Genomic DNA, 25,886 nt, shown 5'->3' with positions numbered 1-25,886 from the left:
TGTCAAAGCTAAGTAGAGATGTCCGGGGTGGGGCAAAGTTCAAATGTCCTTTGATAATATTGAATTCCTGGATAAAAATCGCATCTTAACCTCTTCGTTTGAGTACCTTGTTGGGTTGACCCCGTATTCGCTTTATTTGTAGTATTGGGCTGCTTTGAAGTGTTTCATGTTCAAACGCGACGTGTTCTGTAAGTTCTTCCTGACAACAGAGCCGACAATATATACACATCCGCTATGGAGAATCTGACAACCGCTATGCGTATTACGCCACCCTGAGTTTTTCCTTCCTCTGTCGTACTGAGCAAGCCTCAGCACGCACTCAATAACATCCCGTCTGCGGATGTGCTTTACCGTACGTAAAAATGTAGCCCTCCAGGGCTGACTGTATCTAAAAACTGAGAAATTACTATGTTGCTGTCCTCGACGCGTAAGGACTGGCTGGGTAACGTCCGTGGTGACGTTCTGGCCGGTATTGTTGTCGCGCTCGCACTCATTCCAGAAGCGATCGCCTTTTCCATTATCGCCGGTGTTGATCCCCAGGTGGGCCTCTACTCGGCGTTCTGTATTCCTCTCGTTATGGCCTTCTTTGGCGGACGTCCGGCGATGATTTCGTCCTCCACCGGTGCAATGGCTCTCCTGATGGTGACGCTGGTGAAAGATCATGGCTTACAGTATTTACTGGCTGCCTCCATACTGACCGGGGTATTCCAGCTGATAGCCGGATATCTGAAGCTTGGCGGGCTGATGCGTTTTGTTTCACGCTCAGTGGTCACGGGGTTTGTTAATGCACTGGCAATACTGATTTTTATGGCCCAGTTGCCTGAGCTGACCAATGTGACATGGCATGTTTATGCCATGACTGCGGCAGGGCTGGGGATCATCTATCTCTTCCCTTATATCAACAAAACCATTCCTTCACCGCTTGTGTGCATCGTGGTGCTGACTGGGATTGCCATGTGGCTGCATCTGGATGTGCGAACCGTCGGGGATATGGGGAAACTTCCCGACAGTCTGCCGGTCTTCCTGCTCCCGGACGTGCCTTTAAATCTTCAGACGCTGCTCATCATCCTGCCATATTCTGCGGGGCTTGCGGTGGTTGGCCTGCTTGAGTCGATGATGACCGCCACTATCGTGGATGACATGACCGACACGCCAAGCGACAAAAACAGGGAGTGCAAAGCTCAGGGCATCGCGAACATCTGCACATCCTTTATCGGAGGAATGGCAGGCTGCGCGATGATTGGGCAATCTGTTATCAACGTAAAATCCGGTGGACGCGGACGACTTTCAACCCTCACGGCGGGCGTGGTGCTGCTTTGCCTGATTGTGTTCCTGCGCAACTGGGTCTCCCAAATTCCGATGGCAGCGCTGGTCGCGGTGATGATTATGGTTTCCATCGGGACATTCTCCTGGCGCTCCATTGCCAACCTGCGGACACACCCCCTTTCAACCAGCGTGGTCATGCTTGCCACCGTAGCGGTTGTGGTGGCAACACATAATCTGGCCTTCGGTGTGCTGACCGGTGTACTGATTGCTTCGCTCAATTTTGCCACTAAAGTATCCCGGTTCATGCGTGTAACCTCAGTTCTGGAGGGGACGAGCCGGACGTATACCGTCACCGGCCAGGTATTCTTTGCATCAGCAGACCGCTTTACGAGCCACTTTGATTTCCGTGAAGCGATTGAGAATGTGGTGATAGACGTTTCACATGCCCATTTCTGGGACATCACGTCCGTCAGCGCCCTGGATAAGGTGGTCATTAAGTTCCGCAGAGAGGGCGCCGGGGTTGAAATACGTGGGATGAATGAAGCCACCCGCACCATCGTTGACCGGTTTGGTGTTCACGATAAACCTGAAGAAGTCGAAAAACTGATGGGCGGTCATTAACAGACTGGAGGGAAAACTATGAATAATACTGTTACAGCTTGTGTGGACGGTTCACTTTCAACGCGGTCAGTGTGTGAATATGCGGCGTGGGCAGCCCGCACTTTGCAATCACAGCTAGCACTGTTGCACGTTATCGAAAAAGACAGCACCCCGGTAGTGTCAGACCTGACCGGCACTCTCGGCATAGACAGTCAGCAATTGCTGACCGATGAGCTGGTAGAAATTGAAGGGCAACGTAATCGCCTGCTGATGGCCCAGGGGAAAGCAATACTGGAAAGTTGTGCTGAACTGCTTCAAAAACAGGGAAGCCCGGATGTGCTTTTGATGCAAAAACACGGTACACCGGATGAAGTTCTGGCAGAGCTGAGCGACCTTCGTCTCATGGTGCTGGGGCGTCGGGGTAGCCAGCATCCGGTAGGCTCTCATCTGGAAAGCGTTATTCGTCTGCAAAAGAAACCCCTACTGGTTGTTCCGGAGAACTACTCAGTGCCTTCCAGAGTCATGCTGGCTTATGATGGCAGTGAAGAAAGCAGGAGTAACCTGGAACGTCTGACGATGAGTCCCTTACTCAGGGGGCTGGAGTGCCACCTTGTCATGGTAAACGGTAAGAAGGAAGAGCTGCTGACCGCACAGCAAATTTTACGTGACGCGGATATAGAAAACAGCACAACACATCTTACCGGGCAATCAGTCGGGGACGCGCTTATTCGTTACGCCGAGGAAAATGCTGTCGATCTGATAGTGATGGGGGCCTACGGTCATTCCAGGTTGCGGCAGTTCTTTATCGGTAGTCATACCTCCGAAATGCTGCAAAAGACGCAACAACCGCTTCTTATCCTCCGTTAGCACTGATTATCTTAAATAAAAAAGGGCGAGTTCTCTCGCCCTTCGTCACAAGAACACGTTTAGTTCAGCCGGTTACCTTTTTCATCAACTACCTTCTCACCGTCCTCTTTCGTGAACGCGCTTTTCTGCGCATCGGGAAGAATATCCAGCACGACTTCAGAAGGGCGGCATAGCCGGGTACCCAGCGGCGTTACCACGATAGGGCGATTGATCAGAACAGGGTGCTGCAACATAAAATCGATTAACTGCTCGTCAGTAAAGCGGTCTTCCGCCAGCCCTAACGCTTCAAAAGGTTCGACATTCTTACGCAGCAGCGCTCGTACCGTGATCCCCATATCCGCAATGAGTTTTACCAGCTCAGCTCGTGATGGTGGGGTTTCAAGATAATGAATAACGGTCGGCTCTGTACCGCTGTTGCGGATCATTTCAAGGGTATTGCGTGACGTGCCGCAGGCCGGGTTGTGATAAATGGTAATGTTGCTCATATCAGTATCTCATTACAAAGTGAAAGACAGACGAAGCGCCAGTGCTGCAAGCGTGACAAACAGCACGGGGATTGTCATGACAATGCCCACCCGGAAGTAATATCCCCAGGTAATTTTGATATTTTTCTGCGACAGAACGTGCAGCCACAGTAACGTTGCCAGACTGCCGATAGGGGTAATTTTTGGCCCCAGGTCGCTGCCGATGACGTTGGCGTAAATCATCGCTTCTTTGATAACACCGGTCGCAGTGCTGCCATCAATCGACAGCGCCCCGACCAGCACGGTCGGCATATTGTTCATCACTGATGACAGGAAGGCCGTCAGGAAGCCCGTACCCAGCGTTGCCGCCCACAATCCCTGCTCTGCCAGCTGATTCAGCAAGGAAGAGAGATAGTGGGTCAGACCGGCATTTCGTAAGCCGTAGACCACCAGGTACATCCCCAGCGAGAAGATAACGATTTGCCAGGGCGCACCACGCAGCACCTTACCGGTGTTAATGGCATGCCCTTTTTTCGCAACAGCAAACAGAAGCAATGCACCAGCGGCTGCGACCAAACTGACCGGTACGCCCAGCGGCTCCAGTCCGAAGAATCCCACCAGAAGCAACACCAGAACCAGCCAGCCGGTTTTAAAGGTATTCACATCACGTATAGCGTCTTTCGGTTCTTTCAACAGAGAAACGTCGTAAACGGCGGGAATGTCCTTACGGAAAAACAGATGCAGCATCACCAGCGTAGCCGCAATCGCGGCCAGGTTAACCGGGACCATCACGGCGGCATATTCTGAGAAACCAAGCTTAAAGAAATCCGCCGAGACGATATTCACCAGGTTTGAGACAATCAGTGGCAGGCTTGCCGTGTCAGCGATAAACCCTGCGGCCATGATAAACGCTAAGGTTGCCCCCCGGCTGAATCCCAGCGCCAGCAGCATCGCGATAACGATAGGTGTCAGGATCAGTGCCGCACCGTCGTTGGCAAACAGTGCCGCAACCATCGCACCAAGCAGGACGATCCAGGTGAAGAGCAGCCGCCCCCGGCCATTCCCCCAACGGGCAACGTGCAGCGCGGCCCATTCAAAGAAGCCGGATTCGTCGAGCAGAAGACTGATGATGATCACGGCGATAAAGGTGGCGGTCGCATTCCACACTATCTGCCAGACCACCGGAATATCCCCCAGATGAACGACGCCAGTCAGCAATGCCAGAATTGCGCCCAGTGAGGCACTCCAGCCAATCCCCAGCCCTCTGGGTTGCCAGATAACCAGGACGAGCGTGAATAAAAAGATAGCACCAGCCAGTAACATCAGAAACTCCATTCACATTTGTTTATTCGGATATATATATCGCCATCAGCAGGAGACAGATGCCACGCTACTGAGCTTGTTGCGTATGTTTTCTCGTTCACAGTTCCAGGCTGTATCAATAATACCCGCAGCCCATGCTGGCATGTGTGGCGACAGTCGGTAATGCACCCATTTTCCTTCGCGACGGTCGATGACCAGCTCGGCTTCACGTAAAAGGGCCATATGGCGAGAAATTTTTGGCTGAGACTCTGCGGTTGCCGCACAGATGTCACAGACGCACATTTCACCGGACTCCCTGAGAAGCATCACGATAGTTGAACGGGTCTCGTCGGCGAGCAGTTTAAAAAGCTGAACAGGCTGTAGCATGCTTAACCTCGTAAAAAAATAACAATACATATGGTATTTCATATGTGATAACTTTTAAAGCATAGCTTATGAAATGGAGATTTTTTATGACCGACTTACCAGCAATCGAACCGGCTTATTTTGATGATGCGCTTGCCAGCAAACTTACGGGCAACAACGAAACCATGCCGCGAATTCTCATCCTGTACGGTTCAGTACGAGAGCGGTCCTACAGTCGTTTTGCAGCGGAAGAGGCCGGGCGGTTGCTGGCAAAGATGGGGGCTGAGGTGAAAATATTTAACCCATCCGGTCTGCCGTTACCCGATGATGCGCCCGAAAGTCACCCCAAAGTGCTTGAACTCCGCGAGCTGGTCAGGTGGTGTGACGGAATGGTCTGGAGTTCTCCGGAAAGACATGGCGCCATGAGCTCGGTGATGAAGGCCCAGATTGACTGGATACCCCTGAGTGAAGGTGCTGTTCGTCCTTCCCAGGGTAAAACGCTGGCCGTCATGCAGGTTTGTGGTGGTTCACAGTCGTTTAACACGGTCAATCAGATGCGGATACTTGGCCGCTGGATGCGGATGTTCACCATCCCCAATCAGTCGTCAGTGCCAAAGGCATGGCAGGAATTTGATGATGAAGGGCGCATGAAACCCTCACCCTGGTATGACAGGATTGTCGACGTTACCGAAGAGTTGTTCAAAATGACGTTACTCCTGAAAGGGCACACAGCCTACCTGTCCGACCGCTACAGCGAAAGGAAAGAGAGTCATCAGGAGCTCGCGGCACGGGTCAATCAGGCCAAAATCTGACAGCCAGGCATGCCCGGATGGATTACCGGGCTTTAAATCGGTTTCTTTCCAAATATCTCTTCAGAGCGTGACTGAAGTTTCACCAGGGCATTGAACATATCGTCCTGATCAAGGGAGCGCTGAGATTTCTTCGTTGTGGGGGCTTTACGCCTGCGTGAAGGACCGTCGCCGGATGGAACGGACTGCGACCGGTTATTATCCCGCTCGGCCTGGACCAGCTGCGCCATTTCCAGGGCCCGCCCCAGACGTTTGTTGTCCACAATGGCCCCCTGATCGATTTCAGAAAGCTTGTCATAGGTGGAGTAGGGAAGTGACACGCCATTAAGCCGGAGCTCTTTATGTCCATCCGGGTAATGCCAGACATCGATGTATTTACCAATCGCCCGACGACTGAATTCGCTGTCTTCAATCAGATAAAGGACTTTGTCGTACTGCACTGTGAGTGATTTCGACACTTTACGAGCTTCACGCCAGTTAAATACCATATCAAGATCATCATCGACATCCAGTTCCCGATGAACATCAAACGCCTGGCGAGGCGCTTTTGCGAAACGACGGTTGTAATCGTTCATGAACTCTTCGGCAAATGCGTTCGCAGCTTCCATGGAACTGATACCCTGGAGCCTGAGCTCCTTGACCAGGCGGTCCTGAAGCGTTAGGTGCGCCCGTTCAACGCGGCCTTTGGCAGCACTGGTTTCTGCACAAATGGTCTGAATGTTCAGTTCATGCATCGCACGGCCAAACTGGGTATCGCCGTCGCCGCCGGTTGCGTTTTTATTGTTGATCCTGAATACACTGGCTTTGTCGCTGTACAGTGCCAGCGGCTTGCCATGTTTTTCAATATAGCCCCGGGTCGCTTCAAAATAGGTGAAAGTAGACTCAGATTTCACGAAAAGAAGCTGCATTAAACGACTGGTTGCGTCATCAACGTAAACCAGCGCCGTACACTTAGGTCCCCGGTTTTCAAACCAGTGGTGGTCGCAGCCGTCGATTTGTATGAGTTCACCGGCACAGGCACGGCGGTAACGCGGCTGCTGAATTTTTGGCGCACGTTGCTTACGTGGGACCCAAAGACTGGCCTGAGTCATCAGTTTACGGACGGTTTCTTTAGAAAGATGAACACCGTGAACCTCAGACAGCTTTTCACAGGCCAGTGTCGGACCGAAATCGTTGTAGCGCTCGCGAATAATATTCAGCGCGTATGCGGCCAGTCCCAGAGGCAGCTGATTGTTGCTGGATTTACCACGACGGCGGCTGGTCATGCCAAGCGGACCATCTTCACGATAACGCGCAAGCAGACGGCGGCACTGACGGTCGGAGATACCAAGCTGCTGAGCTGCCATCTGTGTTGTCAGACGCCGGTCGATGACGTCCTGAATGATCTTGAGTCTGTTAACTTCATCCAAAGTGAAAAACTCCGCTGCGAGAGCCGTCATGGTAATCCTTACTTGATTATACACGCCGGACATCTTAACTTAGCCATTATCGGACATTACAACTTTGCTACTACATCATTGGTGCGCATAATGTATATTATGTTAAATATGGTGGGTTTGCTCTTAAGTTCATGAGTCCCTCTCTTTCAGGAACTTACCGATGAATCAGTCAGTTGCCAAAGTTTAGTTGTGGACTTACGATGACTTCATAACACAAAAATTACGGGGCATCCGCTAAGTTCATGGCATATACCATCTTACATTTATCGAGGAACAACCAGAGAACTCATCTCATAGTTGATGATGTGACTACCCTACCGGTCATGTTCGCCACAATTTATGGAATGAATGAACTGAGCAAGAAAAGCCTAGGGACTCAAGAAAACATTTTGTGTTCGCTGCGTTTCTTTTACGTCTATTACTATAAGAAGCATAAACAAACATTTGACTACGATTTCTATCGGTCTGGCTACAATATCTCCTGTTTTATCAGGGAGCTTGATGGCTTCTTTACTTATCTGCTCGGGAAGCAGCACCTGAGTGACGAGACCGACATAATCTCTAACGGGTTTTTACATTCGGCACTCTCCAGAACCAACAAGTCCACCTATGGTAACCACGTCAGAAACGTTGGCCGATTCCTTAAGTATCTCAACTATAGATATATGAATCTGGCATACCAAGATATGTCACCTACTGAAGCTCACCAGATTAACCAGGCGAACCATAGAGATCTCGCTGCCAGAATTAAGGTCTTCAATAGAGTTGAAGTATCCAGGAACGAACCAGCTCACCGATACAAAAGTATCACCAGCCAGCAAAGTATCGAACTAACGAACATGTTAATCCCCTCCACTCCTGAATTTTCAGATATCGAGACCGGCGAACTATTCACGGCCGTGGTTAATCCCCAAAACCCATTCGATTCAGGATTTCAACAATACCGTAACTACCTTATTCACCGGTTAATGTTTAACTATGGCTTACGTGTTGGTGAAGTTCAATTGTTGATGAAGGATTGCGTGGGGCCAACCCTTCCAGACTCACGAGGTAACATTCGTTTCATCCTGATTGTACAAAATCTACCAGATGATGTAGTTGACCCAAGGAAACAACAACCTTCACTCAAGACTGAGCATTCACAGCGACAAATCGAACTAACCGAAGATGACTTCATTATGTTTACCATTTATATGGAGCAATATCGGTCCCCATTATTTGAAGAGAAAAAAATTGTTGACCATGAGTTTGTTTTTATTAAAGGCTCAGGTAGGTTAACTCCATTAACTTACGATGCAATTCGAACATTTTATAAGGAAAAAATTGATCCGGCATTCATTGCCCTATTCCCTCATTATCGTACGAAAAGTAATAAAAATATTAATAATATGGTTAATATAACACCACACGTTGGGCGGCATACTTGGGCTAATATCACTCTTGAGTTTATTTACAATAGTCTCCTGAGTGAATCACTAATACTGGCGCAAGACTATGGTATTCGAGCAAGGATGAATGGAGTACTTGAACCAGCTATTGAACAACTTCGTGCTTTAGGCGGCTGGTCACTGACCAGTAAAGTTCCATTAAGATATGCCAAGCGGTTTATTGAAGTGGTGAGTAACCAGAGCAACTATAAGCGTACGAAACATTCAGATATGCATTTAGCTTCCCCAGAAACAAACATTTCGCAAAGAAAAACCTCCAACTTGCTAGAAGATAATGTTTATGACGAAGACTTCACATTCAAAGATCTATTCAACTGAGAGCGGTATCACCGGGGGTGGTTTTTTTAAAACCCATCCCCTTCACTTTACAAAAGAACAGCTTGAATGGATTGAAAATATTCAGCTCCCTAAACGATTGTTTTTAATAAGTGCAACAGAATTTGATGACCGATATTTATATCTACATGATGATTGGCGTTACAGATTCTCAGGTAATAATTTGGCTATATTATTCTCTACTGGTAAATACTTTTGTGATTTATCACCAGTTTCACTCAAGCTCTTGAAATACTTAACGATCGCGTACATTAATGAGAACTCGGCAAGTGTTGCTGATAAATTTGCTCAGTTTGTCGCAACAACTTTCAAACAAATTGAGGTTATCACTCGCGAAAGCCTTATTGAAAAAATGCAAATGCTAGTTGCGAAGACTGAGCGAAATCACTCAGACAGCAGTCAGTTCTATTACACCCTCTATGCATTACGAAAACTTGATCGTAATGGATTCTTCGAAAGTAAGGATGACAGTGATGAGCTGGAAGATCTATTGCTGGAAGTGCCACGCCCTAGGAACAATAACTGGGCTCGCTACCAAAACCTAGACCTCGTTATACCAGAAGAAGTATGCCTAATGATAGAAAATGGCATTCAACGTTGGGCATCTAAGCTATGTCCAAAAATTGATGTTGAAGAAAATAAAAACATTCATCTGGAAACTGTAAGGAAAACCATTAAAATTGATACATTACGGGACTGCATTATTATTGGCATAGTTTATTACATTGGGGCCAGACCTGTACAGATCGGTAAACTTTCCGGAGGCGATTTTATCGTTGATACCGAGAATAAGTACGGGATGCGTTATTCAGTACTTGTGCCATATGCCAAAAAGTCAAAACTAACTATCGATCGAGTTCGAGTTGCAATTCCGGAAGAACTTGGAAAGTTAATCTTACTGTATAAGTACCTAGTTGGAATTGGTGATACCGACCCGATGTTTTCCATCATAGTATCTTCAATGAAGATGGTGGAAGCGTCATTAAAGAAAATGCTTTTCAGATTTTCACCACAAGAGATTCAGGAGGCAGTAAAAAACGATGATTATCAACTACCTGTATATACCGCAAGCCTCTTTCGTCACAACGTTGGTCACTCAATGGCAATGAGTGGTGCCAGTGCTCCTGAGATAGCTTATATATTGGGACAATCCTCTTATGTTGTTGCAGATCGATACATTGCAGCCACCCCTGAGCTGGCTGATATTCGTGAGGCAGCTTTGGGTCGCAACCCTGTGTTTAAGAACATGATGGCACTCATGTTGACTGGGAATTTAGTTCACAGCAGCGAATGGGAAGGTCGCAATGTTGCAGGGTCAATTGGTGGGCAACTTCATTACCATCTCGGTGGATGTAATTATGAAGAAGACATTTGCCCCTTTGCACAGGGTCGTGGATGTTACGGTTGCCTGTATTTCAAACCATTTATAGATGGAAACCACAAAAAAGTATTTCTTTCGCTGAATGATGAAATCCAAAATGTTCGTGATGTTGCCGATGATGCTGGCATTTTAAATCATCCACTTCTCAAGGAATTAGTGCGGCGGAAAGAGCATGTAAATCAGGTTATGGCTCGCATTGAAATGGCAAAGGCCGGAGGACTATTTAATCGATGACTACACAAATAACAATACGTAATAAACAGGCGGATAATCTTCTTATTTATATAGAGAAATATAAAGCAAAATTTGAAGAGCGTCTTGTTGCCTACAATGCTGTTGGACAACTGGAGTGGAATGCCGGTTCCTGGCGTTTTGGTGAGAAAGGTGTTGCATGGCTTAAAGAAACAAAAGATCGCGGCTTTAAGTGGGACGAAGTTTCTAGTCGTATTAAGGGGCTCTCACAAATGAATATTTCTTCGGAATTTCAGGATTTTATGCGAGCTTATCACATGCATCTGGTGTGTATCATTGGCGGATTACCATCAGGTTCTACACTAGACAAACCATTACAGGTCATGAAGCGCTGGTATTGGGAAATGGTAAATAAAACAGGTCAAACGCATCCAATGTATCTGACTTCCGATATTATTCATGCAGCGATGGAGCGGCATCATGAGAATTCTGACAGTCCTGATAATGTCAGTGACTATTGCGATATTGCAGTAAAGGCCATTGCTTTACTACGTCAATATGATCTTTTCTTAGTTAATATTGAAGTCAAAAATAAGTATCCTTATCGAAATGGTTCTAACAGCACTAAAGAAAGGAAGAAAGCGCAAGAAGCCACCCCTGATCAAACTGATGATGAAAGACTCATATCAATCCGTGCATTTATGTGTGTTATTGAGTTGATCGCTTTAGCTGAGAATAGTTATCAGCGTATCTTTTACAATATGTTGTTACTCACAATTATTTGCGGTTTCCGTTTCCAGGAAATAATGTTGCTGAAAATGACTTCTTTGGTTAAGCGAGAAATTACGGATAAAGATAAACGTCAGCACGCAATAGATCAAGACTGGCCTACTTACAGGTTGGGTATTGAGTATCTTGGTGCAAAAAAGGCTGGATGGCGGATCCATTGGCTGGCGCCAAGCACTTATTCTGTCGTTGAGATGATTTATAAATCTGTTCGAGAATTGACCTCTGGGTTCCGTAAAACGATTCAGGGCTTCAGAGATTCTAATTTCACTAATATGCTCCCAGGTAAGATCGCTGATTTTCCTGATGAATGGATTGAGCAAAATTATCTTGAAGACATCATGTTTAGTGGTTCTGGTGGCTCCAGGAATGATCTTGGAAAGAGTATTCGGAATTCCATTGCGAACTTTAGCGGACATAAACCTAAGGTAATACCCGTTCATAAACAGAAGAACAGCTGGTACTTCACTAAAGAACAGTTGAATGATTATGTCTATCAGCGTTACGCTCAAGCAAAAAACTTTGAGCCTGGGCACCAGTGCATAATTTCAGCCAAAAACAATGGTGACTGGGAACACTTCAATTATGAAGACCTGATGTTCATCATGCCGGAAGGTGCATTTGGAATTGGTAAAGATTTTGTTTCATTGCAACATATTTTCCCACTTGATGAAAACTCAATAGAAGCTTGGTTAGGCGGAACACAAAACCGAAAATCTATCTTTGATCACTTTAATCTTTTTGAAGATGATGGGTCCCGTGTCATTATCAAAAAGCATGTACCGAGACATAACATAAATACATTCTTGGCAATCGCTGGAGTGACGGATCATATTCAGGCCATCCTAATGGGGCGTGTTGATATCACCCAGAATAAACACTATCAGCATCAGGCCGAATCACAGTCCTATCAGACCGCTTCTCTAGCAATCAATATGCTGGAAAAGGCTTATGATGAGAACAATCAAGCTCTCACGAAGAGTTTCCAGCTATCACTCTTTACTACGCAGCAGAAGCCCTGCATTCCGGTCAACCTACCCTCCCCCAGAACTGAGGTTAGCCGCAGAATGGCAGCTCTATCACGGTCTTCCAAGACGGTAAAAAACACAGGTGTTGGAAACGTTAAATTAACAACCTCACTAATGATAAATCCTGAGCTCAATACCGAGCATAATCTGAAGCAGAACATGCAGACTTTTGGTGAAACAACTGCTGAGGTTGTGGACTATATAACTGGCACAATGTCCGATAAGTTTCTGCCTGAACTAAAACGTGCACATGACAAGTTAGTACAACAAAATTTGGCTGATAAGGCGAAATCACTGCTTCAACGCCATGCAAAACTGCATCCTCTTGGATTTGGAGCCTGTACGAGAGATGTAGCTCGCTGGGGTTGTCCTCATGCGCTTAAGTGTCAGTCTGGTCTACCTTGTGGCTACTTCACTCTTACAGGTCGTCTTGGCGAAGCGGAAGAAGCATCACGACGTTTATCAAACAAGCGAAAAGAAATCATTCAACTCCGTAAGTTGACTATAGTGAATCCAGGCTTCATGCTGGCTTTAAAAGAACAGGAAGAAGCTCTCATCGTGCTCGAGGCTCTTGAAGCTGATGCTATAAAGGTTCAAGGCGAGAAAAAACTGGTTTCCCTGTTTTCTGATGATCTGAACAACCCATTATATAAAGTTATTGAGCGAATTAATAAACAAATGCTAATTGGCAAAACCCCAAAAACCCTAGCTGATCTTTTCTTTATTGAACAGAAACGTATAGAGAGAAATAATAATGGCTAAGACCCCACGCAGTCGCAATGCAGACGATAAAGTCATTCAGGGTAAGGAACTTGATGCTTACATCAAAGCCGAGCTACAAGCCATGGTGCAAGAGGGACTGGAAAAATCCCCAATTCAGCCATCCACGTTACATGCCCGTCTTAAAGCCAAAGGAATAGTTAAAGGTGGCATTAGTACCCTCACCTCTCGAAAAATTATCATCAATAATTACAGGCTTCGCCAGCATAACAACTATGAAGATGGTAAACGAGAGTTGACAACAGATGAAAAGGCTAAATTGGCTATGGGGCGAACCGGCGCTGCTTATATAAGTAAGGCAAATCGTCTTGATGCTGAAATTATAGCATTGAAAGCTAAATATGAACGAAATGTACTGGCGCTCGCCGACATCATTGAGTATATCGACAACGCAACTCCTATCAAAGTTGAGGACATGCTTGCAGACGATCTCATTCGAGAACTTGCTGAGCGCAAAAGAAATTCAAGAATGAGCTAATGAGTAAACGCCCTACTCTATTCGTAAAATTAGCGCGCTAATTATCAATACTCCCTCTTCTATGTCCTTTATGTCGAAGGGAGTCTTCCATTCTAATGGCGATTTGGCTCTTTACACCAGTTTAATGCTGCACTTTATTACCTTCTAAAAGATCAATAGCCTTTTGTAGAACATCAGTTGTTACCACCATGTTTTACACCTGAAGACGTTTTGAGTGCTTCGATAAGGTTACTTCGCTCTTCCTCTGTCATTCGGGAGATGAGTAATGCAAGTTCTGCTGTTGTCTGATCATCACAAAAAAAATAGTTCAACGGTACGTTTAACTCTGCCGCCATTCGTCGAAGCGTATCAATATCGGGGACATGGCGTCCTTTCTCATAATGATTCATACGACTGCTAGCCGATGCGGGATCAAAGCCAACAAGGAGACCCAGAGAGCGCTGTGATAAACCCGCCCTGCATCTCGCTTCCTTAAGTCGTTCTGGTATTGGATTTTTTTCAGACACTGATTCATCTTCATTGGCCTCGAATGCTTAGATTGTCTAAGTATCTGTCATTGTTGTATACTTAGCAATCCTAAGTTAACAGCCTTGTTTTGTCATATGAATAGTCGAGTAACCAACCCTGAGTCGTACATATTTTCTGCAATCATCTTAATTGGCAAAGATAACTTCACCAGTAACGAAGTAGCAAAAATTCTTATCGAGCGATTTTCACTTCCGAAAAATTATTTAAAGGCAAAAGCTTTTGCTTATAACCAAATTCAATCCCTGGTTAGAAAAGGATTATTAAACAAAGTAAGAAAAACAGGCGTGTATCAATATTTATACTCAGTCACATCAGAATTTAATATCGCAACAGAATGCGTGGAATTAATTGAGGCAACCCCAAAGTCTTCCTGTCAACTTGTTTCAAGTGCTACCAACCATGAACACAGAAATGTAAATATCCAAATAAAGTCTCTTATTGAAAAATACAGCAGTGAGTTGGCGAAAGTATCAGGAGCAAAGGAGATTTATGAAGAATTGATAGTTGCTGTGCCGAGCAGGGAAAATGAATTCAGGAAGCTTTCTCTTGAACAAGAGAAAAAACACATCAAGATAAATGAAAAAATAAATACATTAATTGGAATTATTAATCAATCTCTTGCAGTAACGCAATGAATTTTAACAAGTATTTGAAGATAAATGGAGTCATGAAAAAGAGAGGGCAAAGCCGAGCCCGCCCTCTCCCTTCATGCACTGACAAGCCTCATTAAAATGAGATTAACAGCGACACCCCTATATGCTAGACGTATATAAATATAATGTCAGCCAGTCCCGGATGCAACTCCTTAATGAAGTTCAGTACTCTCTGTTTATTAGTTACCGAAATGATAGTTGGTTATAGGTTTGTAAAATTCCGCTCGGGATGAAGCAAAGCAAACATTCGGTAAAGGGCTTTTTTATTATCGGTGACCCGTCCTGAATAACTACATATCAGCCAACAGCATCCCGGCTATCCCGTCCAGGCGTTTTTTTACCTTTTCCCAACCCGGCATAACCTGCCCCATCAGCCGGTAAAATTTCTCGCTGTGATTGTGCTCAGCGACATGGCATAACTCATGGAGCAATACATAGTCGATGCATTCCGAGGAAGCCTTTACCAGCCACGGGTTAAGTGTCAGGCAGCCTTTTGCAGAACAGTTTCCCCATTGCGTCTGCATGGCTCGTAAACGTATCGGAGGACGCTCACTTACCCATAAGGTTTGCGGTATCAGTAAATCCAGTCTGCGTTGAAACACATCTCTGGCGCGTTCCCGATACCACTCAACCAGCACCGCCTTAACGCGTTCAGCGGATTTGTGTCTGACGGTGACTTCCAGACGGCCCCGCAACATTTTCACTTTTTGCGTAACAGCAGCATCTTCTGTTACTTTCAACTGGTATTGTTTGCCAAGATAGTAATGGCTTTCGCCACTCACATACTGACGCGGAACGATATGCGTTTGTTGCTCCCTGAAGTCGCGTAGTTGCTGGTATATCCAGCGCCCTCGCTTTTTCAGCGCAGATATCACATCCAGCTCCGGCGTTCCGGGTGGTACAGATGCGACTACCCGGCAGTCCGGATGAACCTTGATAAGTATCCTGCCTTTAACAACCTGCCGTGGTACACACTGAACCACGATGGTTTCATCACCATAAACAAAACGTACAGCATTCATAGATAGTGACTTTTTCTCACTCATGATTTCATCAAACCAACGCGCAGGATCTGTATGATGGTTTCAACGATACGGTTTACCTGGTTCATTCCAGCACCGATCTCTCGACAGGCAGTAAACAGTCGCGGCAACAGGCTTGTCTTAACGGCTTTCTCGATATCCTGAGGATTGAGGGAATTTTCCGCAACCTCTTTGACAATAATAGTGTCCACTTCGAAAGCCAGCTTCGTCCATTTATGCTGAACCTGATCATCGTTTACCGCGAAAACCTCAGGTAGCTCTTTTTTAAATACTCCGTAGTATGCCTGCGCATGTTTGTTTACGGCCAGCGCATCCGGGATGTCGCTGAGTTTGCGGGCTTCCACCTGCGCCTCAAACTCGCGGAAAAGGAGATATTGCTTCAGCGGATGGTCGAACAGTTTTTCAGTCTCTTCAATAACCATACGCAGGAGTTTTGAGAATGCCTCCTGAGCATAGGGATCGTCGCACAGTTCATGTTCAATCATCTTCGTGACGCGGGTTTTAATGATGTCGGGGCTTTGTTGAATAAATCGAACTTTTGCTGAGTTGAAGGATCAGATCACGTATCTTCCCGACAACGCAGACCGTTCCGTGGCAAAGCAAAAGTTCAAAATCACCAACTGGCCCACCTACAATAAAGCCCTCATCAACCGTGGCTCCATAACTTTCTGGCTGGATGATGAAGCTATTCAGGCCTGGTATGAGTCAGCAACACCTTCTTCACGAGGCAGACCTCAGCGCTATTCTGACCTTGCCATCACGACTGTGCTGGTCATTAAACGCGTATTCAGGCTGACCCTGCGCGCTGCGCAGGGCTTTATTGATTCCATTTTTTCTCTGATGAACGTTCCGCTACGCTGCCCGGATTACAGCTGTGTCAGCAGGCGGGCAAAGTCGGTTAATGTCAGTTTCAAAACGCCCACCCGGGGTGAAATCGCACACCTGGTAATTGATTCCACCGGGCTGAAGGTCTTCGGTGAAGGCGAGTGGAAAGTCAAAAAGCATGGCCAGGAACGCCGCCGTATCTGGCGTAAGCTGCATCTCGCCGTTGACAGTAAAACACATGAAATCATCTGCGCTGACCTGTCGCTGAACAACGTTACGGACTCAGAGGCCTTCCCCGGGTTAATCCGGCAAACCCACCGGAAAATCAGGTCAGCCGCCGCCGATGGCGCTTACGATACCCGGCTATGTCACGATGAACTGCGGCGTAAGAAAATCAGCGCGCTTATCCCTCCCCGAAAAGGTGCGGGTTACTGGCCCGGTGAATATGCAGACCGTAACCGTGCAGTGGCTAATCAGCGAATGACCGGGAGTAATGCGCGGTGGAAATGGACAACAGATTACAACCGTCGCTCGATAGCGGAAACGGCGATGTACCGGGTAAAACAGCTGTTCGGGGGTTCACTGACACTGCGTGACTACGATGGTCAGGTTGCAGAGGCTATGGCCCTGGTACGAGCGCTGAACAAAATGACGAAAGCAGGTATGCCTGAAAGCGTGCGTATTGCCTGAAAACACAACCCGCTACGGGGGAGACTTACCCGAAATCTGATTTATTCAACAAAGCCGATACAACTACTGTCTGTTTAAGGGACTACATCACTGTCCGCTATCATCACTATTGGTAGACTAGGGATGTTTATATTAAAAGATTATTCATTCCAAATACCTATAAAGAAAATTCGACAGTGTCAACTATCGATCAATAGGATTAGCCTATTTTTTTACATCAAACAATAGGCTGTAATGGCATTTTTTTTAAGAAAAATACGATTCAAACATGGGATAATAAATTAAAATTCTGTCTATTTTTGGATTAGGGAGTCAATATGTCTGAAGGAGTTTCTAAAAATTCCAGATATGAAATCATTGCAATTCTGAGAGATGAACTCAGGATTCAATCTAAATTGTACTTCTATTGTAATGATATAAAACACCAGTCAACCCTAAAAAAAATAGAAGGAAATTTTTTCTATATAAAACCATCTACCTCTCATCCAGGCCTTCCTAAAGAGAGCATTTTTTATTTTATCATCCACAGCCCATTAGGAAAAATAGAATTCACAACCAACAATCGAATCACTGACAAAAGCAATTCAAACAATCTTCTATGCTTCATTATCCCTGAATCATTATCAATACTACAACGAAGGACATCACCAAGAATTAACGTTGGGTACGAAAGCCAGTTTTATTGCTCTGGAAGATACAGAAGTGGCACTATTTATAAATATCACTTGAATGATATATCTGAAGGTGGTTGCTCGTTTATATCCCTGGAACCTTTGCATAGTTTTATTAGAAATGGAAATAAACTTGAAAATTCAGTGTTAAATCTTGGGGAGTACGGACAAATCCTTGTTAATTTAAAGATAAAACATATATCCGAGGAAAATAATCGCAAACAATGTGATGCAACAAGCTTCAGAGTATCTTGCATGTTTTATTACGAAAGTGAAGAAAAAAAAGAGAAGATAGAAAAAATAATTGTCAAATTGATAATTGATAGAAAAATAATAAACAGGCGAAGCCTAGTTTAATTCATTTGATGAAATATAATTTCAATAAAACACAACCACTTTAATCTAAAACACTATTAATTCAATAGCACACAAGACATTTTTTGATAACGATAGTCAACAGGAAAATTTAACACATTGAAAAACACATTACTTTATACTGACGACAATATCATCGGGCACTCAATCCATGATTATATGATTGATAACAAAAAAAACATCACCACTCTTAACTTCCAGGATATTGTTAAGGGGACCAGCGCGCCATCAACCACTACCATTATTGTCAACACTATCCATAAGGATATCTCTGCAGCCACAACGGTCGCATTGCTTAATACCCTGCGCAAGCGTCTTACGCACTGCGCTTTGCTGGTTTTAATTGTAAAAAGTGACCTCTCCAGACTGTTCCGGGAGCTGCTTTATATTGATAATATATTGATTTTGAATGAAAAATCTTCTTTATCAGATTTCTCAGCCATCATCAACAGACCTTTGACCGCCGATGGCTGCCAGCGGTTATGTACCCGGCGTAAGCTAACCGCTAGGGAGCTTCAGGTTCTGGAGCTAATCATTGCCTGTAACAACAATAAAAGAATCGCATTACTCCTCGATATTGATCACAAAACGGTACACAGTCATAAGGTACATATTATGAAGAAACTGGGGATGAATAACTCACGGATAATGAATAAAAGGATAGTCAATATGTATCGGTGCTAAAGCCAAAAATATGTGGGCGACTAATCAAAAACCGATAATTCATTGGTAATCTGCCTTTAATAATCATTCCCATAGACATAAACCTGACCTATAATAAAGTTATCTTCTCTTTACCTCCGACCTGATTTTTGACGAGAGATAATGAACGCGACTCTGTTTTCCAATCATAATTTATCACGTAGCGATATATCCGTTCGTTATGTCTTTCAAAAGATGTTTTCCCCAAAAGGTACGCTCGTCGCCGTAGAGTGCCTGAGTCGTTTCGATAGCCTGTCTATCTCTCCAGAAAATTTCTTCCGCTATGCCAATACGGGATTGCGCGAGAGCATATTCATGGAGCAACTGGCGCTTATTGAAAAACATAAACAGTGGTTTAATAAAAACGGCATCTCTGCAACAATCAATGTTGATGACCATATACTCAACATATTGCTAAGACCAGAGATTAAAAACCTCGTTGGCCACATTGGCTGCGTTCACTTTGAGGTAACAGAAAACTCGAATAAATTATTGAACAATGCTCTTGCAACCTGGAGCGATCCGCGAAGTACGACGCTCTGGCTCGATGATTTTGGCTCAGGCAATGCGGGTATTAGCGCGATTCGAGGCTACCATTTTGATTATGTCAAAATCGATAAAGACTTCTTCTGGCATTTAATGCAAAAAGATTCTGGCCGACCATTGATGGATGCGCTGATCACCTTTCTTTCCCGTAACCACCATAATGTGATTATTGAAGGCGTAGAAAGCGAAGCGCACAAGAAATGGTTACAGGGCATGGAGTGGTTTGCTATTCAGGGACACTACTGGAAGGAAGTCAGTATTGAACAACTGGTCAAAGAAGATATCAAGGTTTAAAAAAATGCCGGAGCATTCCGGCATCAATATTAACATTCGCGCAATAAAGTCAATCAATCACTCAATTATAAACTAACTCCCAGGTCGCCCAGCTGGTCAACGGACCGCTGGTCGCTTTTTCCGGCGCTGGCGTAACGTAGCCAATGTAATAAGTAAATATCCCGCCATCCACCGCCTTTTCGACCAGAGGCACCCGGTTTTGCTGCGGGTCAGCCGGGACAATTTTATTGCTCTTGTCCAGAGTATTATTGTCGTTAGTCGACAGCGCCAGGAAAATATGGCTGGCCCCATCCGCGCGCGTATTCGCCAGATAACCAGCGTTTTCATTGCTGACGGAATTAACCATAAACCCATCAATCCAGCGCACATTCACCATCCGAACTTCATCTTTATCCGCCGCGCCGCCATCATGACGAAGCTGGCAGTTTGAGAGTTCCAGCGTGAAAGGCTGTGGTTTCATAAATGCCCCCGCCCCGCGATCGTGTACTTCTGCCAGGCTGACCGGCGCCAGCCAGACGCTTCCACTCCCTGCATTATTGCCGCCGTTAAGCGCCACGCTACAGGAGATGTCTGTCACCCGTCCGGCAAAATCAACCCGCCCACGATCGTAATTCGTCTCGAATCCCCACGCCGAGGAGGCAATAAGCGTCCCGCTTATCAGGGCCAACTGAATGAGTCGTGTGCTATTTTTATACTTTGCTGAATCACTCATACCCGCCTCCCGCATTAATCGTACGTCAGGTTAAAGACCAGGTGCGACTCCACTTCACCGGTACTGGTAGTCGGCGCATATTGATAGAAGCGCGCATGGAGAGGCAGGGTGATATAACGAGTTTCCTGGTTTTGTAATGTACCAATATTATATTTTTTGTTGAATTCCAGAGGAGTGTTGTCCTTTATAACCTGCACACCAACGCCCTTAGCAGCAGAATTTCCGGTCTTTTCGTTTAGTAGAACACCTTGATTCGCTGATGTATTTGTAGCTAATGTTCCAGAAAATGAGGTGTTAATATTTGCATAACCACTGACACTGACTCCCCCACTACACTCCAGTTTAATATCAAATGGTGTACCGCCAGCCCAGGTCCCCACCCCTTTTAAATCAGCTCGTTTAATCGTGCCTATATCGACATTCATATTTTTGCCACCTAAAATGGTACAAGAAGGTGAAACAATTGTAATGGCATCAGCATTAAGGCTGGTTTTAAGGATTGTAAATCCTGGTCCGTACTCTGTATACGGCCCACTGGCTAAGGTTCCACTCCCTGTTGTGGTACTGGTCTTAATTATATCTAATGTGAATGTTGAACCTGCGAGTCTAAAGGAGGAACCTGTCGTGGTATAACTATCAGGGTAGATCATACTGATCTCCCCTTTACGTGAGAAACGTAAACCAATTCCAGGAATTGCAGTTGAATAGACTTTATTGGCCCCCTGAACCAAACCAGCAGCAACAATTTTCGCATCTGATTTCAGAGTAGTAATTCTATCACATGTAACATAAATCGTATTATTATCCGGCATTGTCCATGTTTTAGTTGCAATGACACTCCCTACTGGTAAGTCCGGGCTAACAACCACGCGCCCCATAGCCATATTAATTTCATAGGCACTATTAGATTGCCAACATGATGCCCATGCTGACGTTGTCCCCAGCGCCATTAAGCCAATAAAAAGCGTCAGTTTTTTCATTAGCGACATAGCGTTTCCTTTGTTTTTTCCTGACTTAATTCCACCGAGCACTGTCCGCCGCTCCACTTAACCGTGGCCTTCGGCGCGCTGGCGTCGCTGATAAACATCATGCTGCCCTGCCCCACCACGCCGATCTCTTTCCCGGACGGACCGAATATCGTGGCGGCAAACGGTAACGGCAGGCCATTAGCCTGGCGCGCCCGCAGAGTGATGTTGTTCTGCAGCGTGGTATCGAAGGAGACCTTGACCACGCTCCCTTCCCACGGCACCACCTGCGCCACGGTACTGCCGAAGGCGACATCGTCATTGCTGCCTTTCGGGTCAATTTCAACGGAATTTATCCGGTAAGGCCGCAGATACGGCAGAATGGCGTAGCCGTTGCTGTCGATGCGGGTACCCGGCGAACCGGGCAACATCGCGCCCGCGGCATCTTTCGCTTCGATCAGCGCCATAGTAGTGCCGGTTTCCGGCGAGAATACGACGCCGTGCTGATGCGCGATTAGCGTCCCGCTGGCGCCCACGCCGCTCTGGCGATAGCCTTCGCCCTGGCTATAGCTGCCGTTCAGCGTCGTCCACGGGGTACGGTAACTGCCGTTCAGCGCCACATCGTGCTGGCCGCCAGTGGCGGTGGTCGTCGACACGCCGTAGTTAAGGTTGTTTTCGCTATCCAGCGAACCGTTGACGCCAATCTGCGAGCTGGCGAAACGCGAATTGTTAAACGCGGTATTCGATGTCAGGTTAGCGGTGCGGTTTTCACCGAACCACAGCGGGTAGCTAAAGTTGAGAGACACGCGATCGTCGCGGCGGTGGCCGGAACTATCCGGGGTATAGACGCGCTGGGCGCTGACCGACCACGAGAGCCGACCGTACATGTTGTTGTAACTAAACTGATACTGCTTTTCCGTCCCCGAACGGTTCCAGTAATCCGCCACCCGACCGCTCAGATAAAAACCGCCCCAGCCGTCCGGCAGGTTCTGGTTGACGGTAAAGGTCATCCCGTTTTTCTGGCGCCACACGGTGTAGTTGCTGTTGTAGTTCTTCTCCTGATCGACGGCGTAGAGGGCGTCGTTCAGGTTGTAGTAGCCATTGGTGGAGTAGCGATACGCCGCCAGCACGATGCTGGTCTGGGTTTCGGTAAACATGCGGTTAAAGGTGGCGCGATAGCTTTGACCGTGCTCGTCAAGGGTATCGCTCTTCAGCCGCGAGTGAGTCACGTCGAAGGAGAGCGCGCCGATGCCGGTGTTCATCCCGGTCCCCAGCAGGAACGCCTGATAGTCATCAAATCCGGTGACGCCGGTATAGCCGGTAAACAGGTTATTTAAACCATGCTGCCAGGTTCCCTGGTAGAGCATCGGTTTATTACGCAGCGAACTATCGTCGACTTTACCGGCGGAGAGCGCGTAGCGGGTCATCCCCGGACGCAGCAGCTGCGCTACCGAGGCGTAAGGTACGCTGAATACCTCGACCGAACCATCGCCCTCTTTAACCGACACTTCAAGGTCGCTACCGTAGCCGGAAGGATAGACATCCTGCAGGGTAAACGGCCCCGGCGGCACCGTGGTCTGATAGATAATATTGCTGCCCTGGCGCACCGTCACCAGGGCGTTGCTTTGCGCCACGCCGCGAATTTCAGGGGCGTAGGAGCGCATGCCGTCGGGAAACATATTGTCATCGGTCGCCAGGTTAACCCCGCGCAGGCCGATGGTGTCAAAGAACTCGCCGTTGGTAAAAATCTGCCCGCCGCTGACTATCGAGTTAATCTGCGGAATCGGCCGCTGCAGATAGGTCTGGTTGCTGTTCCAGTGCGCTTTCCCCTGCTGCTGCTGCCAGTTCAGATTACCGATATGCTTGAGCAGCCAGCCGTCCCACGACAGGCCCGCGTTAACGCCAAGATACGCGCTGCTGTTATCGGAACCGTTGGCCGAGGAGATATGGCTGTTCCAGGCGTTGGCCATCCAGCCTAAATTCAGCGCCGCAACGCCTTTATCCCAGAATTGCGGGCTGACAAAGTTTTTCAGGCGCTGATCTTCGTAGATTTGCGGTACGGCAATATCCAGTCTCAGGGAGGACTGAATCAGCGTGTCTTTGACGTTATCTTCGTGACGCCACTCCTGCAGGCGTCCGCAGAAGCCCTCTTTTTCGCTGAGCTGCGGATTTAATTTATCCGGCGAAATCCCATACTGCATCAGCATCGCTTTGGTATAGCAGACGCCCATTTTGCCGTCTTTACCGGCGGTGATTTTCAGGTCGTAGCGCCCTTTCCATTCGCCGTTGGTATAGACATCAAGGGAGTAGACGCCCTCGCTGATAGCGCTGGTCGAGAAGCGCGACAGGTCGACCTTTTCGCGACTGCCGACGATAAAACCATCGTTAAATTGATAGATCGTTCCCGGGTTTTCCTGTCCGCTGGAAAATGGCGGAAAGCAGCACAGCGCAACCGCAATAGCCGTGCTTAATCTTCCCGGGCAGATTGACCTCTGCTTCATGATCGTTTCCCTTATTTGACGGTAACTTTCACTGCGACATCTGCACCATAATCATTAATGTTGTTAACGGTCAGGGTCTCGCCTTTGCTCACCGCTGAAGAGAGGGCGATGGTCTGGCTGGACTGCGGGGCAAACATGACCGTTTTGCTGTTGAGCGCTTTGCCGCCGTTACGGGAGATACGGCTTACGGTGATATAAAAGGGCGTTGGGTTACTGACGGACAGGCTGCTGCCGTTAGCGGAGAGCGCCAGTTTTTCTGCCGCAGCGTCGCGATTGCCTAGCCCGGCAGGGCGATAAATAAACTTAAAGCGCGAACGAATCGCCAGCTGCAGAATATTTTGCCCTTCGTTTTTCTGGCTGGCCTCAACCGGCGGTATTTCCAGAAGGTTCAGCCACCACAGCGTCTCTTTATCTTTAGCCAGCCCTGCATTACTGCCGAGCTTAATACGCAGGGTTTGACCGCTTTTCGCATCAACGCGGGAAATAGGCGGCGTGATAATAAAGGGGGTCGTAATGGTATCCGGCGTCGCGTCGGCATTACCGTTATCCAGCCAGGCTTGCGCCAGCGCCGGACGGTCGGCGGTGTTAGAGAGCTGCACCGTTATTTCTTTTTCATTTCCTGGATAAATAAAGCGGGTACCGTTAACAATAATATTATTGGCATGGGCCGCAAAACTAAAAATGAAACAGAAAAAAAGGGCAATACGCTTCATGCTGACCTCAGAATAAAAAAATAAGCGGCAGCAGTGGCCGCTTTATTATTGTTGTATACCCTGAATAATTCGAATTGCAGAAAGGCGGCCAGAGAGTGACTGGGGTGAGCAAACGTCGCCAACGCCTGTGCCATTCGAAGTATGACGGGTATAGACCGCCCCGGCGCGAGACGGCTTTATCTCTCAGTCGATATTACTGATAAGTAATTTCGTAAGTCGCGTAGCTGTTAACCACACCGGTGGTAACCGTGGTCGGGGTGCTGGTCGCATAGCCGACGTAGTAAGTGAAGCGCGCGCCATCCTGAACGGCAGAGGCATCACCGGCCGCTTTAGGCTGGGTGCTGTCGCCCGGGATGATTTTGTTGGTCAGCGCGGTGGCGTTATCGGTGGAGAGAACCAGCTGGATATTCTGCGCGCCGGCGGCTTCGGTGTTAGCCAGGTAGCCCTGCTGTTTAGCGGTTGCGCCCGACAGCAGGTTACCGCCGGTCCAGTTCACACCCAGTTTGCTCACATCATCCTGTTTGGTGCCATCAGCCGCCTGGCAGTCAGAAACATCGATGGTGAAAGATTTCGGTTTCAGATAGGTATCCGCCGCGGCAGCTTTAACTTCCGTTAAAGTCACTGGTGACAGATAAACGTTCGCATCGCTGCCCTGGCCGTTTACGGAAACAGTACAAGATACGTCGGTAACTTTACCGAAGAAATTAACCTGACCGCCGCCTACATTGGTATCAGCAGCATTTGCCGCAGCCATACCAAAAAACGCAGTTGCCATTGCAGCAGAGAGAAGAACCTTTTTCATTGCCATTTCCTTGTCAGAGTGAATTAAGTATCAATGAGCAAACAGTTAATACGCACAAAAGTCAGAAGCGATTTGCGATGCTCACTTGTGCAACTGTTAATAGAAACTTCGACTGACCGGAGGCCGCAATATTTAAGGCGTCAGGAACGAATTCAATGAAATAATTCGTCGAGGCTGTCGGCGTCAAAGAATGCTATTTCGAAATTAAATATACATTCTTTTACAACTTGATTGAGACTGTTTTATGGATTAGCGCCTATTAATAAACAAAAAACAATCAGCAATTCCATCAAAGACATGTTGACTTTTGTCAAACATAACATA

Annotated in this window: 23 protein-coding genes and 1 pseudogene; 12 read left to right on the top strand and 12 right to left on the bottom strand. The window is 46.9% G+C overall.

Translation table 11 applies throughout. The features are described from left to right. The first annotated feature begins 408 nt into the window (after positions 1-408). Together NMC31_RS24210 and NMC31_RS24205 are read left to right on the top strand one after the other, a co-directional pair. On the top strand, positions 409-1,887 hold the full coding sequence (locus NMC31_RS24210) for a SulP family inorganic anion transporter (protein WP_000927306.1): 1,479 nt from the start codon (positions 409-411) through the stop codon (positions 1,885-1,887). Positions 1,888-1,905: 18 nt separating this feature from the next. Next, positions 1,906-2,733 carry a universal stress protein gene (locus NMC31_RS24205; RefSeq protein ID WP_001066652.1) on the top strand — a complete coding sequence of 276 codons (828 nt, stop codon included), beginning with the start codon at positions 1,906-1,908 and terminating at the stop codon, positions 2,731-2,733. Positions 2,734-2,792: 59 nt separating this feature from the next. Here the strand turns inward: NMC31_RS24205 and arsC are convergent, their stop codons facing one another. Genes arsC through NMC31_RS24190 form a run of 3 tightly spaced genes read right to left on the bottom strand, consistent with a single transcriptional unit; the run spans position 2,793 to position 4,886 of the window. Further along, a complete protein-coding gene (arsC, locus tag NMC31_RS24200) occupies positions 2,793-3,218 on the bottom strand; it encodes a glutaredoxin-dependent arsenate reductase (RefSeq protein WP_000065802.1) in 426 nt (141 codons plus the stop codon). Positions 3,219-3,230: 12 nt separating this feature from the next. Beyond that, the gene (locus tag NMC31_RS24195; RefSeq protein WP_000922628.1) at positions 3,231-4,520 is read right to left on the bottom strand and encodes an arsenic transporter; all 1,290 of its coding nucleotides are present in this window, start codon (positions 4,518-4,520) and stop codon (positions 3,231-3,233) included. Positions 4,521-4,565: 45 nt separating this feature from the next. Continuing rightward, positions 4,566-4,886, bottom strand: a complete 321-nt coding sequence (locus NMC31_RS24190; RefSeq protein ID WP_000941305.1) for a transcriptional regulator — start codon at positions 4,884-4,886, stop codon at positions 4,566-4,568. An 86-nt stretch (positions 4,887-4,972) separates the two neighbouring features. On the opposite strand from NMC31_RS24190, the gene arsH reads away from it, so the two are divergent. Continuing rightward, a complete protein-coding gene (gene arsH / locus NMC31_RS24185; RefSeq protein ID WP_000130816.1) occupies positions 4,973-5,677 on the top strand; it encodes an arsenical resistance protein ArsH in 705 nt (234 codons plus the stop codon). Between the two features lie 32 nt (positions 5,678-5,709). On the opposite strand, the gene NMC31_RS24180 is transcribed toward arsH, so the two are convergent. Then, complete coding sequence (locus NMC31_RS24180) at positions 5,710-7,113, bottom strand: ISNCY family transposase (RefSeq protein WP_054628792.1); 1,404 nt, start codon at positions 7,111-7,113, stop codon at positions 5,710-5,712. A 344-nt stretch (positions 7,114-7,457) separates the two neighbouring features. On the opposite strand from NMC31_RS24180, the gene NMC31_RS24175 reads away from it, so the two are divergent. From NMC31_RS24175 to NMC31_RS24160, 4 genes are read left to right on the top strand one after another with little or no spacing between them, the layout of a single operon-like run. Beyond that, entirely contained in the window at positions 7,458-8,879 is a 1,422-nt protein-coding gene (locus tag NMC31_RS24175; protein ID WP_223438329.1) for a site-specific integrase, read from the top strand. After that, the gene (locus NMC31_RS24170) at positions 8,842-10,512 is read left to right on the top strand and encodes an integrase (RefSeq protein WP_000169430.1); all 1,671 of its coding nucleotides are present in this window, start codon (positions 8,842-8,844) and stop codon (positions 10,510-10,512) included. The genes NMC31_RS24175 and NMC31_RS24170 overlap by 38 nt, the downstream gene beginning before the upstream one ends. Further along, the gene (locus NMC31_RS24165; RefSeq protein WP_000211440.1) at positions 10,509-13,046 is read left to right on the top strand and encodes a hypothetical protein; all 2,538 of its coding nucleotides are present in this window, start codon (positions 10,509-10,511) and stop codon (positions 13,044-13,046) included. The genes NMC31_RS24170 and NMC31_RS24165 overlap by 4 nt, the downstream gene beginning before the upstream one ends. Continuing rightward, positions 13,039-13,542, top strand: a complete 504-nt coding sequence (locus tag NMC31_RS24160; protein ID WP_001140767.1) for a hypothetical protein — start codon at positions 13,039-13,041, stop codon at positions 13,540-13,542. Before NMC31_RS24165 ends, NMC31_RS24160 begins: the two co-directional genes overlap by 8 nt. Positions 13,543-13,715: 173 nt before the next feature. Here the strand turns inward: NMC31_RS24160 and NMC31_RS24155 are convergent, their stop codons facing one another. Further along, entirely contained in the window at positions 13,716-14,048 is a 333-nt protein-coding gene (locus tag NMC31_RS24155; RefSeq protein WP_001542728.1) for a helix-turn-helix domain-containing protein, read from the bottom strand. A 96-nt stretch (positions 14,049-14,144) separates the two neighbouring features. Here NMC31_RS24155 and NMC31_RS24150 point away from each other — a divergent pair, with 96 nt between their 5' ends. Next, the gene (locus NMC31_RS24150) at positions 14,145-14,705 is read left to right on the top strand and encodes a hypothetical protein (RefSeq protein WP_001088752.1); all 561 of its coding nucleotides are present in this window, start codon (positions 14,145-14,147) and stop codon (positions 14,703-14,705) included. Between the two features lie 308 nt (positions 14,706-15,013). Here the strand turns inward: NMC31_RS24150 and NMC31_RS24145 are convergent, their stop codons facing one another. Next, positions 15,014-15,769, bottom strand: coding sequence for a M48 family metallopeptidase (locus NMC31_RS24145; RefSeq protein ID WP_001291050.1), 756 nt, complete (start codon positions 15,767-15,769; stop codon positions 15,014-15,016). After that, positions 15,766-16,278 (bottom strand): annotated as a pseudogene (locus NMC31_RS24140) (type I restriction endonuclease subunit R); the annotation flags it as partial. The gene NMC31_RS24145 and the pseudogene NMC31_RS24140, both read right to left, overlap by 4 nt. Before the next feature lie 34 nt (positions 16,279-16,312). Here NMC31_RS24140 and NMC31_RS24135 point away from each other — a divergent pair. The 4 genes from NMC31_RS24135 (at position 16,313) to mrkJ (ending at position 19,869) form a co-directional block, all read left to right on the top strand. After that, the gene (locus NMC31_RS24135) at positions 16,313-17,281 is read left to right on the top strand and encodes an IS5-like element IS903B family transposase (RefSeq protein WP_000654812.1); all 969 of its coding nucleotides are present in this window, start codon (positions 16,313-16,315) and stop codon (positions 17,279-17,281) included. Positions 17,282-17,598: 317 nt separating this feature from the next. After that, entirely contained in the window at positions 17,599-18,309 is a 711-nt protein-coding gene (locus NMC31_RS24130; RefSeq protein WP_001289134.1) for a PilZ domain-containing protein, read from the top strand. A gap of 117 nt (positions 18,310-18,426) precedes the next feature. Next, positions 18,427-19,011 carry a helix-turn-helix domain-containing protein gene (locus tag NMC31_RS24125; RefSeq protein ID WP_000799244.1) on the top strand — a complete coding sequence of 195 codons (585 nt, stop codon included), beginning with the start codon at positions 18,427-18,429 and terminating at the stop codon, positions 19,009-19,011. A gap of 141 nt (positions 19,012-19,152) precedes the next feature. Continuing rightward, the gene (mrkJ, locus tag NMC31_RS24120; protein ID WP_000994520.1) at positions 19,153-19,869 is read left to right on the top strand and encodes a cyclic-di-GMP phosphodiesterase MrkJ; all 717 of its coding nucleotides are present in this window, start codon (positions 19,153-19,155) and stop codon (positions 19,867-19,869) included. Between the two features lie 61 nt (positions 19,870-19,930). Here mrkJ and NMC31_RS24115 read toward each other — a convergent pair whose 3' ends face one another. From NMC31_RS24115 to mrkA, 5 genes are all read right to left on the bottom strand, one after another. Then, positions 19,931-20,581: a fimbrial protein gene (locus NMC31_RS24115; RefSeq protein WP_001283944.1), complete on the bottom strand. Its 651-nt coding sequence runs from the start codon at positions 20,579-20,581 to the stop codon at positions 19,931-19,933. Positions 20,582-20,595: 14 nt separating this feature from the next. Next, positions 20,596-21,570, bottom strand: a complete 975-nt coding sequence (locus NMC31_RS24110; protein ID WP_000055502.1) for a fimbrial protein — start codon at positions 21,568-21,570, stop codon at positions 20,596-20,598. Beyond that, positions 21,561-24,047: a fimbria/pilus outer membrane usher protein gene (locus NMC31_RS24105; RefSeq protein WP_000813719.1), complete on the bottom strand. Its 2,487-nt coding sequence runs from the start codon at positions 24,045-24,047 to the stop codon at positions 21,561-21,563. Before NMC31_RS24105 ends, NMC31_RS24110 begins: the two co-directional genes overlap by 10 nt. Positions 24,048-24,058: 11 nt before the next feature. Next, the gene (locus NMC31_RS24100) at positions 24,059-24,760 is read right to left on the bottom strand and encodes a fimbrial biogenesis chaperone (protein WP_000820820.1); all 702 of its coding nucleotides are present in this window, start codon (positions 24,758-24,760) and stop codon (positions 24,059-24,061) included. A gap of 193 nt (positions 24,761-24,953) precedes the next feature. Continuing rightward, on the bottom strand, positions 24,954-25,562 hold the full coding sequence (mrkA, locus tag NMC31_RS24095) for a type 3 fimbria major subunit MrkA (protein ID WP_000756958.1): 609 nt from the start codon (positions 25,560-25,562) through the stop codon (positions 24,954-24,956). Positions 25,563-25,886: the final 324 nt, after the last annotated feature.

The organism is Pseudocitrobacter vendiensis, from assembly GCF_943590815.1.
Lineage (GTDB): Bacteria > Pseudomonadota > Gammaproteobacteria > Enterobacterales > Enterobacteriaceae > Pseudocitrobacter > Pseudocitrobacter vendiensis.
The sequence above is the reverse complement of the archived record's forward strand: the minus strand, read 5'-3'. Positions and strand labels throughout refer to the sequence as shown.